17 protein-coding genes are annotated in these 20,616 nt (G+C 38.5%); 6 read left to right on the forward strand and 11 right to left on the reverse strand.

Features of this window, described 5'->3' with window-relative positions; genetic code table 11:
• Positions 1 to 26 precede the first annotated feature (26 nt).
• Positions 27 to 1,520, reverse strand: a complete 1,494-nt coding sequence (gene hutH, locus FI644_RS05355; protein ID WP_142108132.1) for a histidine ammonia-lyase — start codon at positions 1,518 to 1,520, stop codon at positions 27 to 29.
• Between the two features lie 266 nt (positions 1,521 to 1,786).
• A complete protein-coding gene (locus tag FI644_RS05360) occupies positions 1,787 to 3,976 on the reverse strand; it encodes a DNA topoisomerase III (protein ID WP_142108133.1) in 2,190 nt (729 codons plus the stop codon).
• A gap of 226 nt (positions 3,977 to 4,202) precedes the next feature.
• Between FI644_RS05360 and FI644_RS05365 the strand changes: the two genes are divergently transcribed.
• From FI644_RS05365 to FI644_RS05375, 3 genes are all read left to right on the forward strand, one after another.
• Positions 4,203 to 5,516: a short-chain fatty acid transporter gene (locus FI644_RS05365; protein ID WP_053479081.1), complete on the forward strand. Its 1,314-nt coding sequence runs from the start codon at positions 4,203 to 4,205 to the stop codon at positions 5,514 to 5,516.
• Between the two features lie 117 nt (positions 5,517 to 5,633).
• Positions 5,634 to 6,914 (forward strand): MDR family MFS transporter, encoded by a 1,281-nt coding sequence (locus tag FI644_RS05370; protein ID WP_053479082.1) that lies wholly within the window; start codon positions 5,634 to 5,636, stop codon positions 6,912 to 6,914.
• 178 nt (positions 6,915 to 7,092) lie between these two features.
• Positions 7,093 to 8,325, forward strand: coding sequence for an aminopeptidase (locus FI644_RS05375; protein WP_053479083.1), 1,233 nt, complete (start codon positions 7,093 to 7,095; stop codon positions 8,323 to 8,325).
• 42 nt (positions 8,326 to 8,367) lie between these two features.
• On the opposite strand, the gene FI644_RS05380 is transcribed toward FI644_RS05375, so the two are convergent.
• From FI644_RS05380 to FI644_RS05390, 3 genes are all read right to left on the reverse strand, one after another.
• Positions 8,368 to 9,522 carry a hypothetical protein gene (locus tag FI644_RS05380; RefSeq protein ID WP_053479084.1) on the reverse strand — a complete coding sequence of 385 codons (1,155 nt, stop codon included), beginning with the start codon at positions 9,520 to 9,522 and terminating at the stop codon, positions 8,368 to 8,370.
• Between the two features lie 133 nt (positions 9,523 to 9,655).
• On the reverse strand, positions 9,656 to 11,104 hold the full coding sequence (gene panF, locus FI644_RS05385) for a sodium/pantothenate symporter (protein WP_053479085.1): 1,449 nt from the start codon (positions 11,102 to 11,104) through the stop codon (positions 9,656 to 9,658).
• Positions 11,101 to 11,397, reverse strand: coding sequence for a YhdT family protein (locus FI644_RS05390; RefSeq protein WP_053479086.1), 297 nt, complete (start codon positions 11,395 to 11,397; stop codon positions 11,101 to 11,103). The genes panF and FI644_RS05390 overlap by 4 nt, the downstream gene beginning before the upstream one ends.
• Positions 11,398 to 11,673: 276 nt before the next feature.
• Here FI644_RS05390 and mscL point away from each other — a divergent pair, with 276 nt between their 5' ends.
• Complete coding sequence (gene mscL, locus FI644_RS05395; RefSeq protein WP_053479087.1) at positions 11,674 to 12,051, forward strand: large conductance mechanosensitive channel protein MscL; 378 nt, start codon at positions 11,674 to 11,676, stop codon at positions 12,049 to 12,051.
• Between the two features lie 72 nt (positions 12,052 to 12,123).
• Positions 12,124 to 12,762: a Bax inhibitor-1/YccA family protein gene (locus FI644_RS05400; protein WP_053479088.1), complete on the forward strand. Its 639-nt coding sequence runs from the start codon at positions 12,124 to 12,126 to the stop codon at positions 12,760 to 12,762.
• A 181-nt stretch (positions 12,763 to 12,943) separates the two neighbouring features.
• Here the strand turns inward: FI644_RS05400 and FI644_RS05405 are convergent, their stop codons facing one another.
• From FI644_RS05405 to FI644_RS05425, 5 genes are all read right to left on the reverse strand, one after another.
• On the reverse strand, positions 12,944 to 13,243 hold the full coding sequence (locus FI644_RS05405) for a hypothetical protein (protein ID WP_053479089.1): 300 nt from the start codon (positions 13,241 to 13,243) through the stop codon (positions 12,944 to 12,946).
• 106 nt (positions 13,244 to 13,349) lie between these two features.
• A complete protein-coding gene (locus FI644_RS05410) occupies positions 13,350 to 14,693 on the reverse strand; it encodes a TldD/PmbA family protein (protein ID WP_142108134.1) in 1,344 nt (447 codons plus the stop codon).
• 1 nt (position 14,694) lies between these two features.
• Positions 14,695 to 16,086 carry a TldD/PmbA family protein gene (locus FI644_RS05415; RefSeq protein ID WP_053479091.1) on the reverse strand — a complete coding sequence of 464 codons (1,392 nt, stop codon included), beginning with the start codon at positions 16,084 to 16,086 and terminating at the stop codon, positions 14,695 to 14,697.
• 101 nt (positions 16,087 to 16,187) lie between these two features.
• Positions 16,188 to 17,699: a cardiolipin synthase gene (gene cls, locus FI644_RS05420; RefSeq protein ID WP_053479092.1), complete on the reverse strand. Its 1,512-nt coding sequence runs from the start codon at positions 17,697 to 17,699 to the stop codon at positions 16,188 to 16,190.
• A gap of 157 nt (positions 17,700 to 17,856) precedes the next feature.
• Positions 17,857 to 19,290: an erythromycin esterase family protein gene (locus tag FI644_RS05425; protein WP_246067029.1), complete on the reverse strand. Its 1,434-nt coding sequence runs from the start codon at positions 19,288 to 19,290 to the stop codon at positions 17,857 to 17,859.
• A 127-nt stretch (positions 19,291 to 19,417) separates the two neighbouring features.
• On the opposite strand from FI644_RS05425, the gene FI644_RS05430 reads away from it, so the two are divergent.
• Positions 19,418 to 19,915 (forward strand): GNAT family N-acetyltransferase, encoded by a 498-nt coding sequence (locus FI644_RS05430; RefSeq protein WP_056682545.1) that lies wholly within the window; start codon positions 19,418 to 19,420, stop codon positions 19,913 to 19,915.
• A 149-nt stretch (positions 19,916 to 20,064) separates the two neighbouring features.
• Here the strand turns inward: FI644_RS05430 and FI644_RS05435 are convergent, their stop codons facing one another.
• Entirely contained in the window at positions 20,065 to 20,391 is a 327-nt protein-coding gene (locus FI644_RS05435) for an SCP2 sterol-binding domain-containing protein (protein WP_056682542.1), read from the reverse strand.
• Positions 20,392 to 20,616: the final 225 nt, after the last annotated feature.

A 20,616-nucleotide genomic window follows, 5' to 3' on the forward strand; every position in this document is an offset into this window, starting at 1 on the left:
TATTCTATTTAGACCCTCGCCTATTTTTATAAGGTATCGATTTTTATATCCTTAAGCCATGCAGAGCAGGCCGCAATATCCTTTGAAAAGATACGATCTTTTGTGATGGAAGGTACGATCTTACGTGCCTCTTCATAAAAGCGCTTTGTTTTAGCTGCCATCTTCTCAATTCCTCGGTATTCTACAGCCTGAAGTGCACAAATTAGCTCGATTGCAAGGACATTATTAACATTTTGAACAATTTGATACGCATGTCTCGAACCAATTGTTCCCATGCTGACATGATCTTCTTGATTAGCAGAAGAAGGAATGGAATCCACACTTGCTGGATGTGCCAATGTTTTATTTTCGGATACAAGCGATGCTGCTGCATACTGAAGGATCATTCCCCCTGATTGAAGACCAGGCTCTGGGCTTAAGAATGGCGGCAGATCACTAAGCTGCGGATTAACAAGACGTTCAATTCGTCTTTCAGAAATGTTAGCGAGCTCCGCAACCGCTATTTTCATGAAATCCATCGCGAAGGCAATCGGCTGCCCATGGAAGTTCCCTCCTGAAATCACGTGATCCCCATCATCAAAAATAAGCGGATTATCGGTTGCTGCATTCATTTCAATCTCAAGCTTCTCTTTTACATAATCAAGTGCTTGCCAAGATGCCCCATGCACTTGCGGAATGCAGCGGATGGAGTATGCATCCTGAACACGGATATCACCTTGCTTCGTAATAAGAGCACTTCCTGATAAGTATTCTCTCATTCTTCTAGCAGTATCCACCTGTTGTTTATAGCCTCTAGCCAAATGAATTTTTTCATCGAAAGCATCGATAATGCCATTCAAGCCTTCCATTGTAACCGCGGCAATTAATTCACTTTGATAGGCAAGCTTCTCTGCCTCCAGATATCCAACAACCCCCATTGCGGTCATTGCCTGTGTCCCATTAATTAAAGCAAGCCCTTCTTTCGCTTCTAATGTAAGTGGTTCAAGTCCTTCTTCTGAAAGAACCTCATGAGAAGACCTTCTTTCTCCCTTGTAAAAAACCTCTCCCTCTCCTACTAACACGAGTGCAAGATGGGAAAGTGGTGCAAGATCTCCACTCGCACCAAGTGAACCTTGCTGCGGAATCACTGGATGAATCTCTTTATTCACTAGATCAAGCAGACGCTCAATAATAATTGGGCGTGCACCTGAAAATCCTTTAAGTAAGGCATTTGCTCGTAAAAGCACCATGGAGCGAGAAACAAGTTCTGGGAATGGCTCTCCTACTCCACATGCATGAGAGCGAATAAGATTAAGCTGAAGATCGTTCACATCATTTGGATGAATGAGAACATCACTAAATTTTCCAAATCCAGTATTAATTCCATATACAACTCTTTCTTCATTTACGATTCTTTTTACAGCATCATGACTCTTTCTAACAGCATCCATGCTTTCCTCAGATGCTGAAATCTTTTCATTATTGAATAAAACCTTTTGAACTTCCTCTAAAGTTAACGTGTTGCCAGATAAAATAACCATTTCCTTCCTCCTCAATACATTAGTGAGATAAAGAAAAGGCTGTACTTCAAACAAGCGTTTGAAATACAGCCTTTTTGTATGAACGAGCTATTAATTGACAAGACATAGCAATCATTCCAATCGAAAATTTTCCGAATATAATTAATTTTACGTTTAGAATTTATGAATTGTCAATGAATAATTGTAAAATTTTAACAAGTTAGATTATTAGATTGGTAGTAGAGTAAAGTGCTGAAATAAAAAAAAGAGAGGTCCTCCCCTCTTTTTTAATCAAATTTTAATCCCTTTAACGCCTCTGCTAATGCATTATTAATCGGTTCCTCTTGTTTATTTTGTTCCTTTAAATACTTTTGTACAGTACGTTTATCTACTTTCCCCTTAGATTCTTTTTTACGGCGTGTCTCAAAAGCCGATAGTTTTTCACGATAGCCACACTTACATGCGAAAATTTGCCCTTCTCCTTCTCCTCGGAGCTCTAGCTTCTTCTTACATTGTGGGCAGCGTGCGTTTGTGACACGTGCAACATTTTTTCGATGTCCGCATTCTCGATCCTGGCACACAAGCATCTTGCCTTTTTTACCATTTACTTCAAGCATTGGTTTTCCGCAGTCCGGACAACTCTTTGTGGAAATGTTATCATGCTTGTATTTTTTATTGCTTGCTTTGATTTCAGATACAATTTCTTTCGTATATCTTTTCATCTCGCCAATAAACACTTCTTTTTTCAGCTTGCCTGCGGCAATCGCTTCCAGCTTTTGCTCCCACTCTGCTGTTAAGCTAGGGGATTTTAGCTCTTCAGGCACTAAATCCAATAATTGGCGGCCTTTAGAAGTGATGTGAATATCTTTGCCGCGCTTTTCAATTAGGAATGAATTGAATAACTTATCAATAATGTCAGCACGGGTAGCAACTGTACCTAATCCTCCAGTAGATTTCAGCATTTCTGCTAATTTTTTATCTCCTGTTTCCATATACTTTGTTGGATTTTCCATTGCCGAAAGTAATGTTGCCTCATTAAAACGTGCAGGTGGCTTTGTTTGACCAGAAGTTTGTGCGATTAACTTTACATTTAATGTATCGCCTTTTTCAATGCGGGGCAAAATCTGTTCTTTTAAATCATCTGCTGCCTCATCATCTTCAAAGCGATTTTCATAGACTTCCTTCCAGCCAAGCGATAAAATTGTTTTTCCTCTAGCCGCGAAGTACTCCTCACCGATTTTCGCACGGAGGGTTAATTGCTCATACTCATAGGCTGGGAATAATACAGCTAAAAATCGTTTAACAACTAATTCATAAATTTTGCGTTCTTTATCTGTAAAGGCAGAGAAGTTGACATAGCTTTCTGTTGGAATGATAGCATGGTGATCAGATACTTTGCTATCATCAACAAATGATTTTGAAACTTTTATCGGTTTATTTAAAATTTTATTCACCAATGAACGATATTCTCCGATTCCACATGCTTTCAGGCGTTCAGAAAGCGTTCCGACGATGTCTGAAGAAATATATCGTGAATCCGTACGAGGATAAGTTAAAACTTTATGCTGCTCATAAAGCTTTTGCATAATATTTAACGTTTCCTTTGCCGAGTAGCCAAAGATTTTATTTGCATCACGCTGTAGTTCCGTTAGGTCGTAAAGACCTGGAGCATAAGATTTCTTCGGCTTTTTCTCCATTTCTGTCACAATGGCATTTTGCTTGCCTAGTTTCTTTACAATTCCATCGATTTTCTCTTTATCAAAGCTGCGGCTGTTCCCTTTTGCATCCTGCCAAGTCAGCTTTAAATGATTTGTTGTTTGCGCTTCAATGCCAAAATAGGTTTTTGCCTTAAAGTTTCTTATTTCATCCTCACGTGCAGCAATGATCGCAACAGTCGGTGTTTGTACACGGCCGCAATTTAGCTGGGCATTGAACCTAGTTGTGAGTGCACGTGTTGCATTCAAACCGATATACCAGTCAGCCTCTGAACGTGCAACAGCCGAAGCATATAAATTGTCATACGCTTTACCTGGTTTTAGGTTAGCAAAGCCTGCCTTAATCGCTTTATCCGTTACAGAGGAGATCCATAGACGCTTCATCGATTTATTTACTTTTACTTTATCAATAATCCAACGAGCGACTAATTCCCCCTCTCTCCCTGCATCTGTAGCCACGATGATTTCATTGACATCCTTTCTAATCAACTGACTTTTAACCGCTTGAAACTGTTTTCCAGTCTGTTTTATAACCGTCAATTTCAAACGCTCAGGCAGCATAGGCAGATCTTCTAAATTCCATGTTTTATATTTCACATCGTAGCTCTCTGGGTCCGCTAATGTGACTAGATGACCAAGTGCCCACGTAACGATATATTTATCACCTTCAAGATACCCATTTCCTTTTTTATTACAATTCAGCACACGTGCAATGTCACGTGCAACTGAAGGCTTTTCAGCAATTACAACACTTTTTGCCATATTTAAAACATCCTTTCAAATTTTCCGTAAGTTAAATATAGCATACGTCTTTGATGGATTCAGTAATTCTGAATTTATACGTTTCTTTGAAGGAGGTAGTGAGGAATTCCTATCATATTGAAGTTAAGCTACTAAATGATCTGTATTCGCTCTTTTTCTTTTTTTGTCATAAACAGCCCGTCTCCTTTCATAGCATGTACTAATTCTAATGAAGGAGAGTGAAAAAATGTTAAACAGAATTGCAGACCGCTTTTCAAAGGTCGCTGAAAGATATCTTCCTGATGCGTTTGTCATTGCTGTTTTAATGACCCTTCTTGTTTTTGTCCTTGGTTTCTTTATGAAGCCATCTGAACCTGTCGAGCTTTTCAAATCATTTGGTGATGGGTTCTGGGTTTACCTATCTTTTACCATGCAAATGGTTCTATTATTAATGACTGGAATGGCTCTCGCTTCTGTGCCTATCGTTGAAAAAATGCTATCGTTTCTAGCATCTAAGGCAAAAACGGCCAATCAAGCATATGTCATGACTTTTCTCGTATCTGCTGGTGCTTATTATATTAACTGGGGACTTGCTGTTGTTGTTGGCGCCATAATTGCCCGCGAATTAGGCAAGAGAAATAATAAAGCACACTTCCCCCTTTTAGTTGCAGCTGCCTACACACCAACTGCCCTTTATACTGCAGGCTTATCTAGTTCCATTGGGTTGACTGTGGCAACAAAAGGGCACTTCCTAGAAAATGTTATGGGAGTCATTCCAACTTCCGAAACCATCTTTCATCCCGGCACAATTATTATTTTCCTCGCACTATTAATTACACTTCCTATTTTCATTGTTCTTATGGCTCCTAAAAAAGGCATCATTTCCTATTCTTCTCAGTCAAAAAAAGCAGAAACTGAGAATCTCAATGAAGGAGAATACACTCCTGCAGAACGATTAGAAAATACTTCATTTTTAGGCATTATAACCGGATTAATTGGAATGGTTTATGTTGTTTATGAATTTATTAATGGCAGAGACCTCGATTTAAATATCATCAATATTCTCTTTTTATCACTTGGACTTATCCTTCATAAATCACTCGGACAATATGCAAAAGCGTTTAAAGAGGCAGGCACAGCGATATCCCCTATTATCCTTCAATTTCCTTTTTATGCAGGGATTATCGCTGTACTTGGCAGTTCAGGACTGGCAGAGTCCATTATTAATGGAATGGCTTCTGTTGCGAGTAAAGATACATTTGATATCTTTACTTATTGGACAGCAGGTCTGGTTAACATTCTAGCTCCTTCTGGCGGGGGTCAATGGGCGCTTCAAGGACCGCTTCAGGTTCCAGCAGGCATCCAGCTTGGTGTCGATCCCGCGATTACTGCCATGGCTGTTGGGTGGGGGGATGCTTGGACAAATTTAATTCAACCTTTCTGGGCTTTGCCAATTTTGGCAGTAGTTGGCCTTCATATTCGTCATATTATGGGTTACTGTATTTTATTAAGTATTTGGGTTGGGATCTTAACTACTGTACTTATGTTCTTTGTGTACTAATTAACTTTCACCCAAATTGAATGTTTTGATTCCTCGCTTTTTTCAAATATTTCTTGTTTTTTCCTCAAAATTGGTAGTATGATAGCGTTATTCTAAAATGGAAATTGAGGAAACAGCATGAGAATTAGAGATTGGGATTCAAATTTAAAGGTTCGATTATTTGGGGAAGCCGCTTTAAATATTGCCTTTTGGATGTTCTTTCCGTTTTTAACCATTTATTTTGCAGGTGAATTTGGAAAAGACAAAGCTGGCTTGATGCTTATTTTTTCACAAGTATTTTCAGTACTAGCTAACTTAATGGGCGGTTATTTCGCTGATCGCTTTGGGCGTAAAACGATGATGGTTCTATCATCTTTCGGGCAGGGGATATGCTATCTTGTTTTTGCCCTAGCTAGTTCTCCATGGCTAAACTCCCCATGGATTGGGTTTATCTGCTTTGCACTTGTCGGTGTCTTCAGCTCATTCTATTGGCCAGCGAGCCAAGCAATGGTAGCTGATGTTGTTGAGGAAAAGGAACGCAGCCATGTATTCGCAATATTCTATACATCTATTAATATAGCAGTTGTCGTTGGTCCGATTTTGGGAGCAATTTTTTATACAGATTATCGCTATCAGCTGCTCCTTGCCGCAGGGATTATCTGTATGGTGCTTTCAGGCCTCCTTGCCAAAATGACAAGGGAAACAGTACCGGAACACACTGGAATCTCCCAAGAAAATAAGAAATGGTACACTGTTTTAATCGATCAAATGAAGGATTACGGCATTATCTTTCGGGATAAAACGTTTCTGCTTTTCATCATAGCTGGTGTTTTAGCAGCCCAGACATTTATGCAGCTTGATCTGCTGCTCCCAGTCTATATGAAGGAATACGTTCAAAATCAGACATTGATCCAATTTGGCGATTGGTCATTTAAGGTTCATGGGGAACAGGCCTTTGGCATCCTGCTTTCTGAAAATGGCTTTTTAGTTGCGTTGTTTACAGTAGTCGTTACAAAAATGATGATGAAATATAGAGAGAGAAATGTATTTATTTTATCTTCTTTAGCCTACGCAGTAGCCATCTTCATGATGGGCCAAACCAATTGGATTTGGGGATTAATTTTTGCAATGGTACTCTTTACTCTTGGTGAATTAATGGCAGCAGGCATTCAGCAAAGCTTTGTTTCAAAGATTGCCCCAGATCATATGAGGGGACAATATTTTGCAGCTGCAAGCCTTCGTTTTACGATTGGCAAAACCATTGCACCCATTTCTATCCCATTAACCGTGTGGATTGGCTATGACTGGACATTCATCATCTTAGCTGCACTTGCTGTTTTAAGTGCTTTCTTATATTGGGTCATGTTTGCGATTGCTGAAAAGCCTAAAAATTTAAAGGTGAAAAAGGAATCTGTGTAAGGATTCCTTTTTTTAACCGAGCATGATATATATTGACATAAAATTTAATAATTGACCGTAATAATTAATGAACATACCTAAATAGTATAAAACAGGAACATTTAAATCATTCGAAGTTTCTTTTTTACAATAAAAACGCTACAATGTTAATGAAGATTCTGAAAAAGGAGATTACATAATGAATGACTTTCAAAAAAACTTAGAAAAATATGCTGAGCTTGCAGTAAAAGTTGGTGTAAATGTTCAAAAAGGGCAAACACTTGTCGTTAACACGACACTTGATGCAGCTGAGTTCGTCCGTCTTATCGTTAAAAAAGCGTATGAAGCTGGTGCGCATAATGTAGTTGTTAACTGGAGCGATGATGCTGTTTCCCGCACGAAATACGAGCTTGCACCTGATGAGGCTTTCACTGAATATCCAGAATGGCGTGCGAAAGAAGTTGAAGAACTTGCTGAAAATGGAGCAGCATTCATGTCAGTCGTTTCTGCAAGCCCAGACTTGTTTAAAGGAATTAATCCCGAACGCATTGCGAACTTCCAAAAAGCAGCAGGGAAAGCATTATCAAAATACAGAAAAATGATGATGGCTGACAAAGTCAGCTGGACAGTTATCGCTGCTCCATCTCCTGCATGGGCTGACAAAGTCTTCCCTGATGCACCTTCAGAGGAAAGAGTTCAATTGCTGTGGGATGCAATCTTTAAAGCAACTCATACAAATGTTGAAAATCCAGTTCAAGCATGGAAAAATCATGATGAAACCCTTCATGAAAAAGTAAATTATTTAAACAATAAACGCTATAAGAAACTTCACTATACAGCACCAGGAACAGACTTAACAATTGAGCTCCCTGAAAAGCACCTATGGTGTGGTGCCGGAAGCATCAACGAAAAGGGCCATGAATTTATGGCAAACATGCCGACAGAGGAAGTATTTACCGTTCCTTTAAGAACAGGTGTAAACGGAACAGTATCAAGCACGAAGCCTCTAAGCTACGGAGGCAATATTATTGATCATTTTACCCTTACTTTTGAAAATGGCCGCATTGTTGATGTGAAAGCAGAAGAAGGCGAAGAAATCCTTAAACAGCTTGTCGAAACAGACGAAGGCTCACATTATCTTGGAGAAGTGGCGCTTGTCCCTTTCAACTCGCCAATCTCTCAATCCAACCTTTTATTCTATAACACATTATTTGACGAAAATGCTTCCAACCACCTTGCTATCGGCAGTGCGTATGCATTTTGTTTAGAAGGCGGCAAGCAAATGTCCAGTGATGAACTAAAAGAACATGGGTTAAACGAGAGCTTAACACATGTCGACTTCATGATTGGCTCTGCAGAAATGGATATTGATGGCATTACAGCTGATGGCACTTCTGAACCTGTTTTCCGTAATGGGGATTGGGCATTTTAATAGGCACACATAAGGTCATGCGGAATATCTCCGCATGATCTTCTATTTTTTTCGCAAATACATCCGTTCAACTTTCCCATCTTTATCTGTCAAAATTTCAATACTGTAATTTTCTGCTAGATAAACAGCCAGTTCTCCTTCATTCTTCTTCATCTCTTGATCTGGGGTTCCAAACATTTTTTTTACATTCGTCAAAGTTGTTTTCAGACGTTCCCCTGGAATGGATACAGCGTTAACGATGCCTGTAGCCTCTTCAAAATAATAGGTGATTTCAGGATATAATACGTATGGAATCCCATCCACATCTATTCCCTCATCAAAATAATGTGGATCTGATTTTTTTATATTTGAAATGCTCGTTCCAATTGGATATGGACTCCCTAAAGGAATTCCTTGCTTTGCTTTTTCAAGTACTTCACTAGTAAGTTCTATATTTAAGAATGGAAAAAAGTATTCACTTTTTTCACTCCATAGCTTGTACCACTTCTCTCCTTCTTGACCTTCCACAAGTGTTTCATCATGCTTAAATAAAATCATTGATTCTTTATCAAATCCCCACGTCGTGTATATCCAATCTTCCCCATCAACTAAATGGGCGGTTTGAATGAACTTCTGATTGATTGCTTTCACTTTGGTACCAACAATTGGCAGTATGCTCTCATTTTGTTGAACTTCTTTTATTTCTCCATCATTTATAAAATAGAATTTGGGGTGCGATTCAGAGTCAATGACTGCAATAATCGTATTTTCCCCTAAAATTAATGGATAAGCCTGGACAGCAGATGAGCTAAAGGTTAATTCTCCTTTTTGCTCCAACACTCCCTGTTTATACGCGACCGTTGAATCCTTTTCTGCCAAATACATGGAATAATGACCTGTATATAATTGTTCCCCTTTATTGGCACTATCCGAAGGAGCCTCATTCAATCGGCTTTTCTCATCATCGGCAAAGATAAAGACAGTGTATTCAAATTCGTCTGCAACTGCTTCAAATTGATAGAGTGCTTTTTCCTTTAGCCATATTGTTTCCTTCTTTTCTTTTCCTTCTGTCAACACTGCTAGTTTTTTATCACTTGATTGTTGATTACCTTTTTTTATATCAATATTTTCTATTTTAATAGTTGTATCTAGTTTCTGTGAACAAGCTGCCATGCCGGCCAGCATTAATAAAGATAGTATATATATATAATTTTTCATTTAATTCTCCCTAGTATGTCAATCACTATGTTAAGAGTGTAACAAAAGAAAAAGGATTCTACAAATCTCCCAATTTTCAAAAATGAACTAAAAAAGAGCGCAAAATCACAATAGATTTCACACTCTTTCTTTCTCAGGATAAAAGGCTTACTTGATTTGTATCCTTTTTCCCAGTTATTAAACTAACCGCAATAAATGCAATGAATGATAAAACAATCGGAAGGGTAACCGTATGCATACCGAAGGGATTTGGACAATAAAGGTGAATAATAATATAGGAACCCGTACCAATCAGCATTGATGTAATTGCCCCAAATTTATTTCCCTTTTGCCAATATAGCCCAAGAACAACGGGCCAAATAAAGGCTGCCTCCAAACCGCCAAACGAAAATAAATTTAACCATATAAGTAAATCTGGCGGACTAATTGCCATCAAGAAAACAAGGATTCCTAACACAGTGGTTACACTAAAGCTCATTTTTTTGATGGTTCCTTCACTTGCATTTGGTCTTATGTAGTTAATATATACATCTTTTACAACTGCAGAGCTTACAAGAAGCAGAAGAGAATCTACCGTTGACATGATCGCTGCCATCGGAGCTGCCAAGACAACTCCAGCAAGCCATGGAGGCAATACTTTTAGGGCAATTAACGGCATAACTGTATCTCCAACCTCTATACCTGGCAGAATGGGACGGGCAAAAACGCCAATTAAGTGCATACCTAGCATGATAAATCCTACAACAATGGTTCCAATTATAATCGCCCGATGCATCGCTTTTGAGTTTTTATAAGACATGGCACGAACTGTTACTTGCGGAAGACCGACAACACCAACACCAACTAGAATCCAAAACGAGGAAACATAGAGCGGTGTTAGCCCCCCATCAAATCCATAAGGAGTAATTAAATTCGGATTTTCAGCTGCCAAATCGCTTATGATCTTTGGAATTCCACCACCTGCAATAATAACAGCGATTAGGAGAATAAGAGTACCAATAAACATGATTGCACCTTGAACAGCATCGGTTAAGGCAACTGCTCGAAATCCGCCAATGACAACATAAACCATAACTGAAATGGCAAATATAAATAAAGCCGAAATATAACTTAAACCAGTTAATGACTCGATTAGTCTTGCTCCACCGACCCATTGGGCTGCCATGGCTGAAAATAAAAAGATAATTATACTAAAAGCGGACAGCCATACGACCCACTTGCTTTTATAACGTTCCTTTAAAAAGTCAATTAAGGTAACTGCCTGATATCTTCTTGCCATGATTGCAAATTTTTTCCCAAGGACCATGAGGACAAAATATCCCGTTACAACTTGTGACATGGCCAGCAATACCCAGCCAAGCCCTTGTGTATAAGCCACACCAGGACCGCCAATAAAACTGCTTGCACTCCCATATGTCGCCATCATTGTCATAGCTAAAACAAATCCGCCAAGCTCCCTTCCCCCAAGAAAGTATTCCTGAAGAAAGGAATTGGAGGAATTCATTTGTTTGCTTGCCCAAAAGCCTATAATAAAAATAAGGACTAAGAAAATAATTAATGGGGTAACCACTTGCCAATTCATTTTGGTTCGGCCTCCCCTTCTGCTTCATCATCGAAAGAAACTTCTTTAAAAAATAGCTTAACAGCTAAAACAACAAGCACTGACATAACTATGAATCCTGCTACACAGCTGTAAAAAAACCAAGCAGGCAACCCAAAAATAAAATGGTAGCTTTCCACACTCCCAGATCCAAGAGGTCCATACGCAAAGCCGAACCACCAAGCAAAATTAAAAAGTACAAGTCCAATCCCGATCCAAGCTTCCTTAACAGCAATTTTAAATCGAGGATCTTTCCGCTGTTTGTTAATATCCATTTCATCCTCCTAAAGTTTTCTTCTTTTAGTATTGTAAAGAAACCTCTAAATATTTCATAGTCAAAAAATATAAAAGAAATAAATATCTGAATATTCATATTAATGATTACATCATACCAAACATTCACCACAAATTCTTTCATTCTAAGTCATTTTTCACACAATATCGTCTTGCAGGAATTTCCAAATTTTAAAATTAAGTCCTTTTCAACTGGCTTCCTTCACCCACACGTAGTATAATTACGATAATTTTTTAAGGAAAGGTGCTATTAATCCATGTGGAATGAGTTTAAAAAGTTTGCATTGAGAGGAAATGTTCTGGATCTTGCCATAGGTGTCATCATCGGAGCTGCCTTTGGTAAAATAGTTTCCTCGCTCGTCGATGATATTATTATGCCGCTAGTAGGAGTGCTTATTGGTGGCGGGATTGACTTCTCCTCGCTTGCTATTACCGTAGGAAAAGCGGAAGTAAAATACGGAGCATTTATTCAGACAATTGTTGACTTCCTTATTATTGCTTTCTCTATATTTATCTTTGTAAGAATCATTAATAGACGATTTAAGAAGAAAGAAGAAGAAGTACAACCTTCACCGAAAGTGGACAAGAAAGAGGAGCTTTTAACGGAAATAAGAGATTTATTAAAAGAGAAATAACTTTTTTGAAACCATCTTTAAGAATAACCGTATATAAACTATAGTTAAATTAATATGAGGAGAAATGAAAATATGTATGCACAACAAACAACTAATCCATATTTGCCTTCTGTTTTGAGAACATTTGCGATCTCATTGGCAATCGCATTCGCAGGAACAATGGCAGGTGTTCTTGTTCCACCCGCAATGTTTTTGCCGCTCATGATTCTTGAAATTGGCATGCTTGTATTCGCGTTTATTATCCGTCGTAAAAAAGCAATGTCTTATTCATTCCTTTTTGCGTTCACATTTATTTCAGGTATCACCACGTATCCAATTGTTTCACATTACTTAGCTACAATTGGCCCAAATCCGGTTTTACTTGCGCTTGCAACCACAACAACGGTATTTACCGGGCTTGCGATATACGCTTCAACTACTAAGCGTGATTTATCCTTCTTAGGCGGAATGTTAATGGCCGCGCTATTAGCACTGATTGCCATTTCAATCTTTAGCCTATTTTGGCCTTTAAGCTCTACAGGAATGCTTGCTTTCTCTTTCATTGGCGTACTCGTATTTAGCGGATATGTATTGTATGATTTTAACCGTATGAAGCATTATGGGGTATCAGCTGAAGAAGTTCCTTTAATGGCTCTTAATCTATATCTAGACTTTATTAACTTGTTCATTAATATTTTACGTATTTTCGGTATTCTTGGAAGCAGAGACTAAGCAGGAGGATGACTCCTGCTTTTTTTATTGGTGTTATTTCCTAAGTCTGATTTCTTTATTCTTTTTAACGTTCCAGATATAATATAAAAACTTCATATAAAAAAGGTAGAATACTCGTTGAACTTTCTTCAAGAAACGCATGTGCAAATGAACCAAATAAAATAAATAACGGGTAAAAAAGTTAATCATACTTTTCTACCCGTTTTTTCATTTCCTGATACTTATTCATAAATTCGGACGGTTCTGCTTTAACACGATAGGAAAATAACCCCTGGTTTGTATGAAGGTAAAAAAATCCATATCCAGAACTAGAAGCCTTAAAGGAAATATCCCATATTTCTTCAAGAGAAAATTCATTTATATGGGAAGTAATTTTATCCTCTGCTAGTATCAATTTTTCTTCTCTTTCCATAAAATGCTGTTTATTCCAATCGATCGAACGTGACACAACCATATAGGGAAGGGCAGCGATAATTTTCACAATGAACCCCCAAATTTCTTTTCTGAATCTATTGAAACACAAATCATTCCTGTGAACAAACAAAAGAGGGCACACCACTTTATAGTGATATGCCCTATCAACCAACCTATTCCACGGTTACAGCCAATTCCTTAATCAGCAAGGATGGGGAACCGACATTGGACATCGAGAACTCTAAATCGGAACCGATCGCTTCAATATTTTTTAATAATTCAAAGAAGTTTCCAGCAATCGTCATTTGCTTCACTGTGTTTTGAACTTTCCCATCCTTTACAAAAAAGCCGTTAGCTGCTAGTGAAAAGTCACCTGACACTGTGTCTGCACCAGAGTGCAAGCCTGCTAAATCTGTAATGAGTATCCCTTCATCAACCGAAGCTGTGAGCTCCTCAAGGCTCTTTTTTGACGGCACCACATATAAATTCGATGGAGACACAGTTAAGCTGCCTTTATAAGAACCTTTATACGCATTTCCTGTTGACTCTATTCCAGCAATGCCTGCTGTTTTCCGATTATGAAGCAGTGTAACAAGCTTGCCATCCTTTACAATTGCTTTTTTCATTGTTGCGAAACCTTCACTGTCAAAGCTTCTGCTTAATAGACCGTCTTCTAAAAATGGATCATCAACCATTTGAAGTGCTGAAGCAGCAATCGTTTCTCCTTCCTTCCCCTTTAACAACGATCTTCCCTTCTGTGCGTTCTCAGCTGAAAAAATCTCTGAAAAAGTTTGGAAAAGGTCCCCCGCTGCATCGTTGCGCAATAATACAGGATAGTATTTACTCTCTGCCGTTTTTGCATTCAGCTTTGAGAGAGCTTCCTCCACTGCATACTTAGCAATCTCTTTTGGAACAAAGGAAGAGAAATCCTTGGTTGCCTTCACGTAAGCACCTGTTTTCGTCTCATCCCCCTGCTTAACTACAACAGAAATAAACATCCCAATATAATTCTGCTTCTCATCAAGAGAAAGACCTTTATTATTACTAATGTATCTTTCTGATTCAGCACTTTCTAGAATAAAGTAATTAGTGCCTGTAACTCTTTTATCATAAGCATATATATGCTTTTCTATTTCTTTTAGGAGCTCAATTTTTTTCAGAACGGTCACTTTTGCAAGTTCAGTAGAGTAGAAGCTACCTGCTTGATATTCCTCACTGCCTCCGAAAATCTCCTCTTGAATTTCTTCCTCAATCAATTGCGCATTTTCCTTCGCATTTTCAACGAGATATAAGACGGAATCCTCATCTAATTTCTCTGTAAAAGCATAGCCCATTTTCCCATTGAAAAGCCCACGGAATGAACCCCCAGCAATTTCAGAAGTTTCGTAGGAGTCAATTTCACCCTTAAACAATCCACATTTAAACTTTTCCTCGCGTTCAAAATAAAGCTCCATATCCGTAAAGCCCTGCTTCTCACCCATACCAAAAAGCTTCTGCTGAAATTCTTGGATATTCACTCTACTCCCCCTCCTTACTTCCGCCCACGGTCATTTCACTGACTCGAATCATCGGCTGACCTACATTTACAGGAATGCTTCCACTTAACGAGCCACACATACCCGCACCATGTCCTAAATTATTTCCAACCATATCAACGAGTTGTAATGTTTCGGCGCCATTCCCAACAAGAGTTGCTCCTTTAAGCGGCTTTCCGATCTTCCCATCCTTTACAAGATAAGCTTCCATTACAGCAAAGTTATAATCCCCTGTTGCCGGATTGACGGAACCGCCACCCATATATTTTGTATAGATGCCATGCTCGGTATTGGAGATAATTTCTTCAGGTGTCGACTTTCCTTCCGCAATGTACGTGTTCGTCATTCTCGAAGTAGGTGCAAATCGGTAGGACTGTCGTCTTCCTGACCCTGTCGACTCCATTCCCATTCTGCGGCTATTAAATTTATCGATTAAATACCCCTTCAAGATTCCATTTTCAATTAATACATTTTTGCGGGCCTTTTCTCCTTCATCATCGATAGTGATTGATCCCCACTCATTTGCAATTGTGCCATCATCAATGTATGTAACAACGTCCGAGGCCACTTTTTCACCAATTCGATTCGCAAAAACAGAATTGTTCTTAGCAACAGATGTTGCTTCAAGTCCGTGACCGCATGCCTCATGAAAAATAACTCCACCGAACTCATTATCGATAATAACTGGGAATTTCCCGCTCGGACAAGGATCAGCACCAAGCATCGTTACAGCAATCCTTGAGGCTTCATTTGCATAATGCTCCAGGTTTAAGTTCTCAAAAAACTCAAATCCCTTATGAGCACCCGGACCATAAAAGCCAGGCTGCATTTGTTTGCCATCAGAAGCAATTGATTGAATCGCCAGCCTGCTTCTTACCCTTTTATCTTCAATAAATTTACCTTCACTATTCGCAATTAGAACATTTTGCTCTTCGTCTAAGTAACGTACAAGCACTTGCTGAATGCTAGAATGATAGTTTTTGGCAATCTCGTATGCCTTCTTCATTACATTCACTTTTCGAGTTTTCTCTGTTTCTCTAGGGTTTATCGCAATCGGATGGGCACAAGTAATTATTTCTTTTTTTAATGGCTCAGGATGAATGATAGTCTCACCAGAGATCGCATGGGCTGCATTTCTTGCTGCCTTTAGTAAGCCCTCCTTTGAACCATCCGTTGTGTAGGTGTACACGCTTTGAAGACCCTTAAATACACGAATGCCAATCCCGAAATCTCTGCCTGATAAGCTATTTTCAATCTTTCCCCCTTGCAGAGTCAGATTATTCGTATAACGGTCCTCAAGAAAGACTTCGGAAAAGTCTCCCCCCGTTGCTAATGCCGCAGTAAGAACGTCCTCAATTACCGATTTCGCTAGCATAAGGTCCCTCCTTATAATTAGTTGTTTTTTCTAACTATTCAAATTATACAGGTTAATTCCTTTTTTTACTAATAAAAACAGCTCCATATTATTGGAGCTGCTCACAGTACACCCGAAAATAGGCGGGCAAAGGATTCTTTAGATCTTTCAGCAAATCCTCTCTTATAATATTGAACAGGACTAATTTTCTCACTATCTTCCATATCTTGTTCGTAATGAGCAACAAGCTCACGAATGGAGCTTGTGCCATATAAGAAGACGTTCACTTCGAAATTCAAATGAAAACTGCGCATGTCCATATTTGCTGTTCCAAGTGAGGCTAAATTCCCATCAACAATGATAATTTTTTGATGGAGAAATCCCTTTTTATAGGAATAGATTTCTGCACCTGTTCTCAGCAATTCTGGAAAATAAGATCGACTCGCATATTGAGTCAAAAATCCGTCATTAACATCAGGCACCATAATTCTTACTTCTACTCCTTTTGCAGCTGCTATTCTTAAAGCCGTTCGGATAGCCTCATCTGGGATAAAATATGGTGTTGCGATCCAAATAGACTTTTCTGCACTAGCGATCATCGCAAAGTAAAAATCACACATGAGACCTTGCTGCGTATCTGGTCCGCTGGCCACAACTTGTACAGCTCCATCAAGGACGGATTCATCTATTGCTGGTTTCATTTTAGGGTATTTTTTCAAGACGCTTTCTCCACTGACATATTCCCAATCTAACAACAAAGCTGTGTGAAGAGAATACACTGCCTCCCCAGTTAACTTCATATGCGTGTCCCGCCAAAATCCGATTTTCTCATCTTCACCAAGATACTCTATCCCAACATTCAGTCCGCCAACAAATCCAATCTTCCCATCGACAATAATTATTTTTCTGTGATTGCGAAAGTTTAATTTTTGATTAAAGAATCCATATTTCAATGGAGAGAATATTTGTACCTTTACCCCTGCTTCCTCCATCAATTGAATGTCTTCCACCGCAATCTTTCGGCTGCCAGCTGCATCAAAAATGAATAATACCTCGACTCCTTGCTTTGCTTTTTCGATGAGGATGTTAATAATTTCCTTTCCCAGCCGATCCGTGCGAAAAATATAATATTCAATATGAATGTACTGTTCAGCCTCTTTCAGCCTTTCTTTAATCTCTGAAAAAGTCTCCTCCCCATTCTTTAGGACATACGATCGAGATGCAGTGCTTATAGGGGTGGGTGATCGATGGTTTGCAAATTTTGCAAAGGAAAGCTGCCCATCTTGTAAAAAAGCTAAATCTGGAGATTCGTCCTGTTGAAGGAGCCTTTTCCATTCTTCTCTATCCTTCTTTCTCTTGCTTCTAAACAGATAGCCCTTTAAATATAATTGCCCTGAAAACAAATAGAACAAGTATCCAAGCAAAGGAAAAAACACAAGAACATATATCCACAGAAGTGTATGCTGAGGGGACCGATTTTCCAGCATTAATGAATAAATACTAATCATAATTGCTGTAATGTATAGGATCAAAATCCATGTCTTTGCTGCGAGGCTTAGATTGGATAATAATATCAGCGAAAGAGAAAAAGCTAATATAAAAGCAATTAAAAATTCAACCCGGCGTTTTCTCATTCCGTCTCCTCCACATAGAAAAAAATAAAATTAAGAGGTTAATGTATATATCATACCCATAATGAAGAGCTTTAAAAGCTGACATCCAACAAGAGCCAACTTGTATTATAAAAAGCCCCTTAACCAAAGGAGCTTCTCTATTCTTATTCACAATAATTTATTTAATATAAGTTGGTGCTTTAACTTTATTAATTAAAAGAAGTCCATCATATTGGTCTCTAGGGACAAAACTTTCCTCCATAAACCCCCAGCTATATGCAAAACGCGGTTCAAACATCCATGAACTCCCCCGCTCATTTTGGCGATATCTCATATCAATAAAGGTATATGGGCTTTGCTTGCTTCCTAATAAATCTTCAATCGAACCGCTTTTTACAGGGAGAACACTCATTGGATTACGCATATTGTCTGCCGTTTCCCCACTTGCCATGTACAATCCTAACACATAGCTATATTTTTTAAATTCGACAGGTAAAAGCTCTCCCATTAGCTTGACTGGGTACGGCGAGCCCTGTACTTCTGAATGCGACTTGCGAATATGATCATTATGTCCCCAAACAATAAATTTTTCATTCGGATAGACTTCGGTTGCCAGCCATATTAAATTTGCTAACATTGCTTGATCCCGCCACTCCATGGATTTCAAAAATGATGTTGGATCATAGTTTTCCATCTCAATATTAGATTTTATATTGATTTCCACATATTCTTTAACAACTCTAATCCTTTCCTTTAAAGCCCTTTCTATCAATTTTACAATTTGTGGTTCGTCAGGATAAGCTGTCCTTAACGCACTTTCCTTCTGCTTCACCTGTGATAGTACTTGTTCATAGGTTTGAATCAGTCCTGATTTTGCTTTCTGATATCCCTTTAAATCTTTGCTTCCTCCCCAATTCATAAGCTGTTTTTCGGCTTCTGCCAACTGTTTTGCCATTTTTTCATCTTTAAGCCAGCTTGTATCGATAAATTGTCCCTGCTGTTGAATATCAAATCCTGCTAAAAGTAACGGCTGATCCGTGTTCCGGGTAGTTTTTATGTAATCAAAAAGAGGCAGCGTCTCTTGTGCCCACCAAACACCAAAAATGGAGCCCTTCATCGCCTGCTCTGCAGATAAATGGCTGATTTTCCCTTGAACATTCATTGAATTACTTATACCACTTTCAAAGGCAAGAACATTATATCCCATTTCTTCATGCAAAAATTGAATCAATCTTGTCTTTGCCAAGTTAAACTCAGCCACCCCATGTGAGCTTTCCCCCAAGAAAACAATGCGTTTGTCGTGCAGTAAAGGCTTTAGCATTTCTAAATCTTTGAATCGATCTGCAGGAATCTTTCCATTCACCGCTGTTTCAGGCTGAATGCTAGAAAGACTATATGCATGATCTGTTGTCCACTTTTTCCAATCCTGAAGTGCTTCCATGGATGTACGCACAGATTCACTAGTTGTTACATACGCTGATTGCTGTTTCCCTTCGCCTCCCGCTGCCGACGCCACTTTTAGTTCTGTCATACCAGTAAAGCTTGTTATTATAAAAGCAAGTGAAAGTAAAACAAGCCTTTTCATACGCTTTTTCCCATCTTGAATACTCAAATACTCAACCCCAATCGATTATTTTAATATAATCATAAAATGTAAAGGTTAAAATTATGATTGTCTTTGTTTAAAATTTGTTTAAAAATGGTAGAATTGAAGAACAATTTGCAAGGAGGGGAATCTGATGAATATTAGACTTTTAACACCGAATGATTCTGACGCATATAGAAAAATGAGATTAGTGGCTTTGCAGAAACACCCTTCAGCCTTTGCGTCAAGTTACAAGGAGGAAAAGGATCGATCAGCAGCTTTTTATGGAGAAAGATTTCAATCCGAGGAATCATTTACTTTTGGTGCTTTTAAGGAAGAAAAGCTTACCGGTTCCGTGACTTTGCTAAGAGAAACAAAGCTTAAATTAAAGCATCGGGCTTTGATTGTCGCAATGTATGTTTCAGATGAATCTCGGAGAAAGGGCGTTGGAAAGGCATTAATCTCAGCTGCACTTGAGAAAGCAAAAGGGATTGAAGGGATTGAACAAATCTACTTAGCCGTCGAATCAACAAATGAACCGGCCAAGAGGCTGTATTCATCCTTTGGTTTTGAGGTATTTGGAAAAGATAAAAAAGCGATGAAAATTGAAGATATCTATTATGATGAAGACCATATGTTGTTGTTTCTTTAACATTAGCGAAAGACCCAGGCAAATGGACTGGGTCTTTCGCTATTTTATTATTAGTACCGATTAGTTTTTACATTTATCAGCCAATTAGTTTATGTATATCAGACCAGATTTCATCCTTTATCATCCAAATCTATTAATTTATCAGACAATTATTGATACTTCTTTACAATCTCCTGCAGCTTCAAAGCAAGCCCAATTTTTCCATCCACCTTTAAGCCGCCAGTCATGAATGCCATCGTTGTATTTAACTCATCCTTTAACAGTTTAGAAAAGTTTTTATCAGAAAGGCTCAGCTTCACTTCCGATTCAAATGGAGTCCCTTCTGCAATTTCGATTCGTCCGTCCTTTAGAACAATTTGAAGCGTGCTGCCATCATCTAAATTCACCTGAAAAACACGATCCTTTTCATTCTCAATATGCACCGGATTTTCATTCATTTTTTTCGCTAAATCCTTAAGTTCCATAATAACTGACATTTCCTTTTCCCCCTCAGCTTTCATTATCTTTTTGTTTCACTTTAAAATTCAACGATTAGGGTATCAATCCCTTTATTTGAATGAATATTCACTCATTAACATTATCTATTTAAACTCGTATGAGCATTTTTTATGTTTTTGTAAATTTTCCAAAGTAAATTTCCCTCTAAATCTCTGATATGTTATATTGACGAGAAATAAATCATTTTTCCAATACAAGGAGGA

This window comes from Cytobacillus solani, from assembly GCF_006704205.1.
Lineage (GTDB): Bacteria > Bacillota > Bacilli > Bacillales > Cytobacillaceae > Cytobacillus > Cytobacillus solani.

Coding starts and splice junctions, on each gene's coding strand:
- cls (WP_053479092.1), bottom strand. CDS start 17,699: ATGAGAAAACGCCGGGTTGAATTTTTAATTGCTTTTATATTAGCTTTT.
- FI644_RS05380 (WP_053479084.1), bottom strand. CDS start 9,522: ATGAAAAATTATATATATATACTATCTTTATTAATGCTGGCCGGCATG.
- FI644_RS05375 (WP_053479083.1), top strand. CDS start 7,093: ATGAATGACTTTCAAAAAAACTTAGAAAAATATGCTGAGCTTGCAGTA.
- mscL (WP_053479087.1), top strand. CDS start 11,674: ATGTGGAATGAGTTTAAAAAGTTTGCATTGAGAGGAAATGTTCTGGAT.
- FI644_RS05360 (WP_142108133.1), bottom strand. CDS start 3,976: ATGGCAAAAAGTGTTGTAATTGCTGAAAAGCCTTCAGTTGCACGTGAC.
- FI644_RS05390 (WP_053479086.1), bottom strand. CDS start 11,397: ATGGATATTAACAAACAGCGGAAAGATCCTCGATTTAAAATTGCTGTT.
- FI644_RS05415 (WP_053479091.1), bottom strand. CDS start 16,086: ATGCTAGCGAAATCGGTAATTGAGGACGTTCTTACTGCGGCATTAGCA.
- FI644_RS05435 (WP_056682542.1), bottom strand. CDS start 20,391: ATGTCAGTTATTATGGAACTTAAGGATTTAGCGAAAAAAATGAATGAA.
- panF (WP_053479085.1), bottom strand. CDS start 11,104: ATGAATTGGCAAGTGGTTACCCCATTAATTATTTTCTTAGTCCTTATT.
- FI644_RS05370 (WP_053479082.1), top strand. CDS start 5,634: ATGAGAATTAGAGATTGGGATTCAAATTTAAAGGTTCGATTATTTGGG.
- hutH (WP_142108132.1), bottom strand. CDS start 1,520: ATGGTTATTTTATCTGGCAACACGTTAACTTTAGAGGAAGTTCAAAAG.
- FI644_RS05400 (WP_053479088.1), top strand. CDS start 12,124: ATGTATGCACAACAAACAACTAATCCATATTTGCCTTCTGTTTTGAGA.
- FI644_RS05365 (WP_053479081.1), top strand. CDS start 4,203: ATGTTAAACAGAATTGCAGACCGCTTTTCAAAGGTCGCTGAAAGATAT.
- FI644_RS05430 (WP_056682545.1), top strand. CDS start 19,418: ATGAATATTAGACTTTTAACACCGAATGATTCTGACGCATATAGAAAA.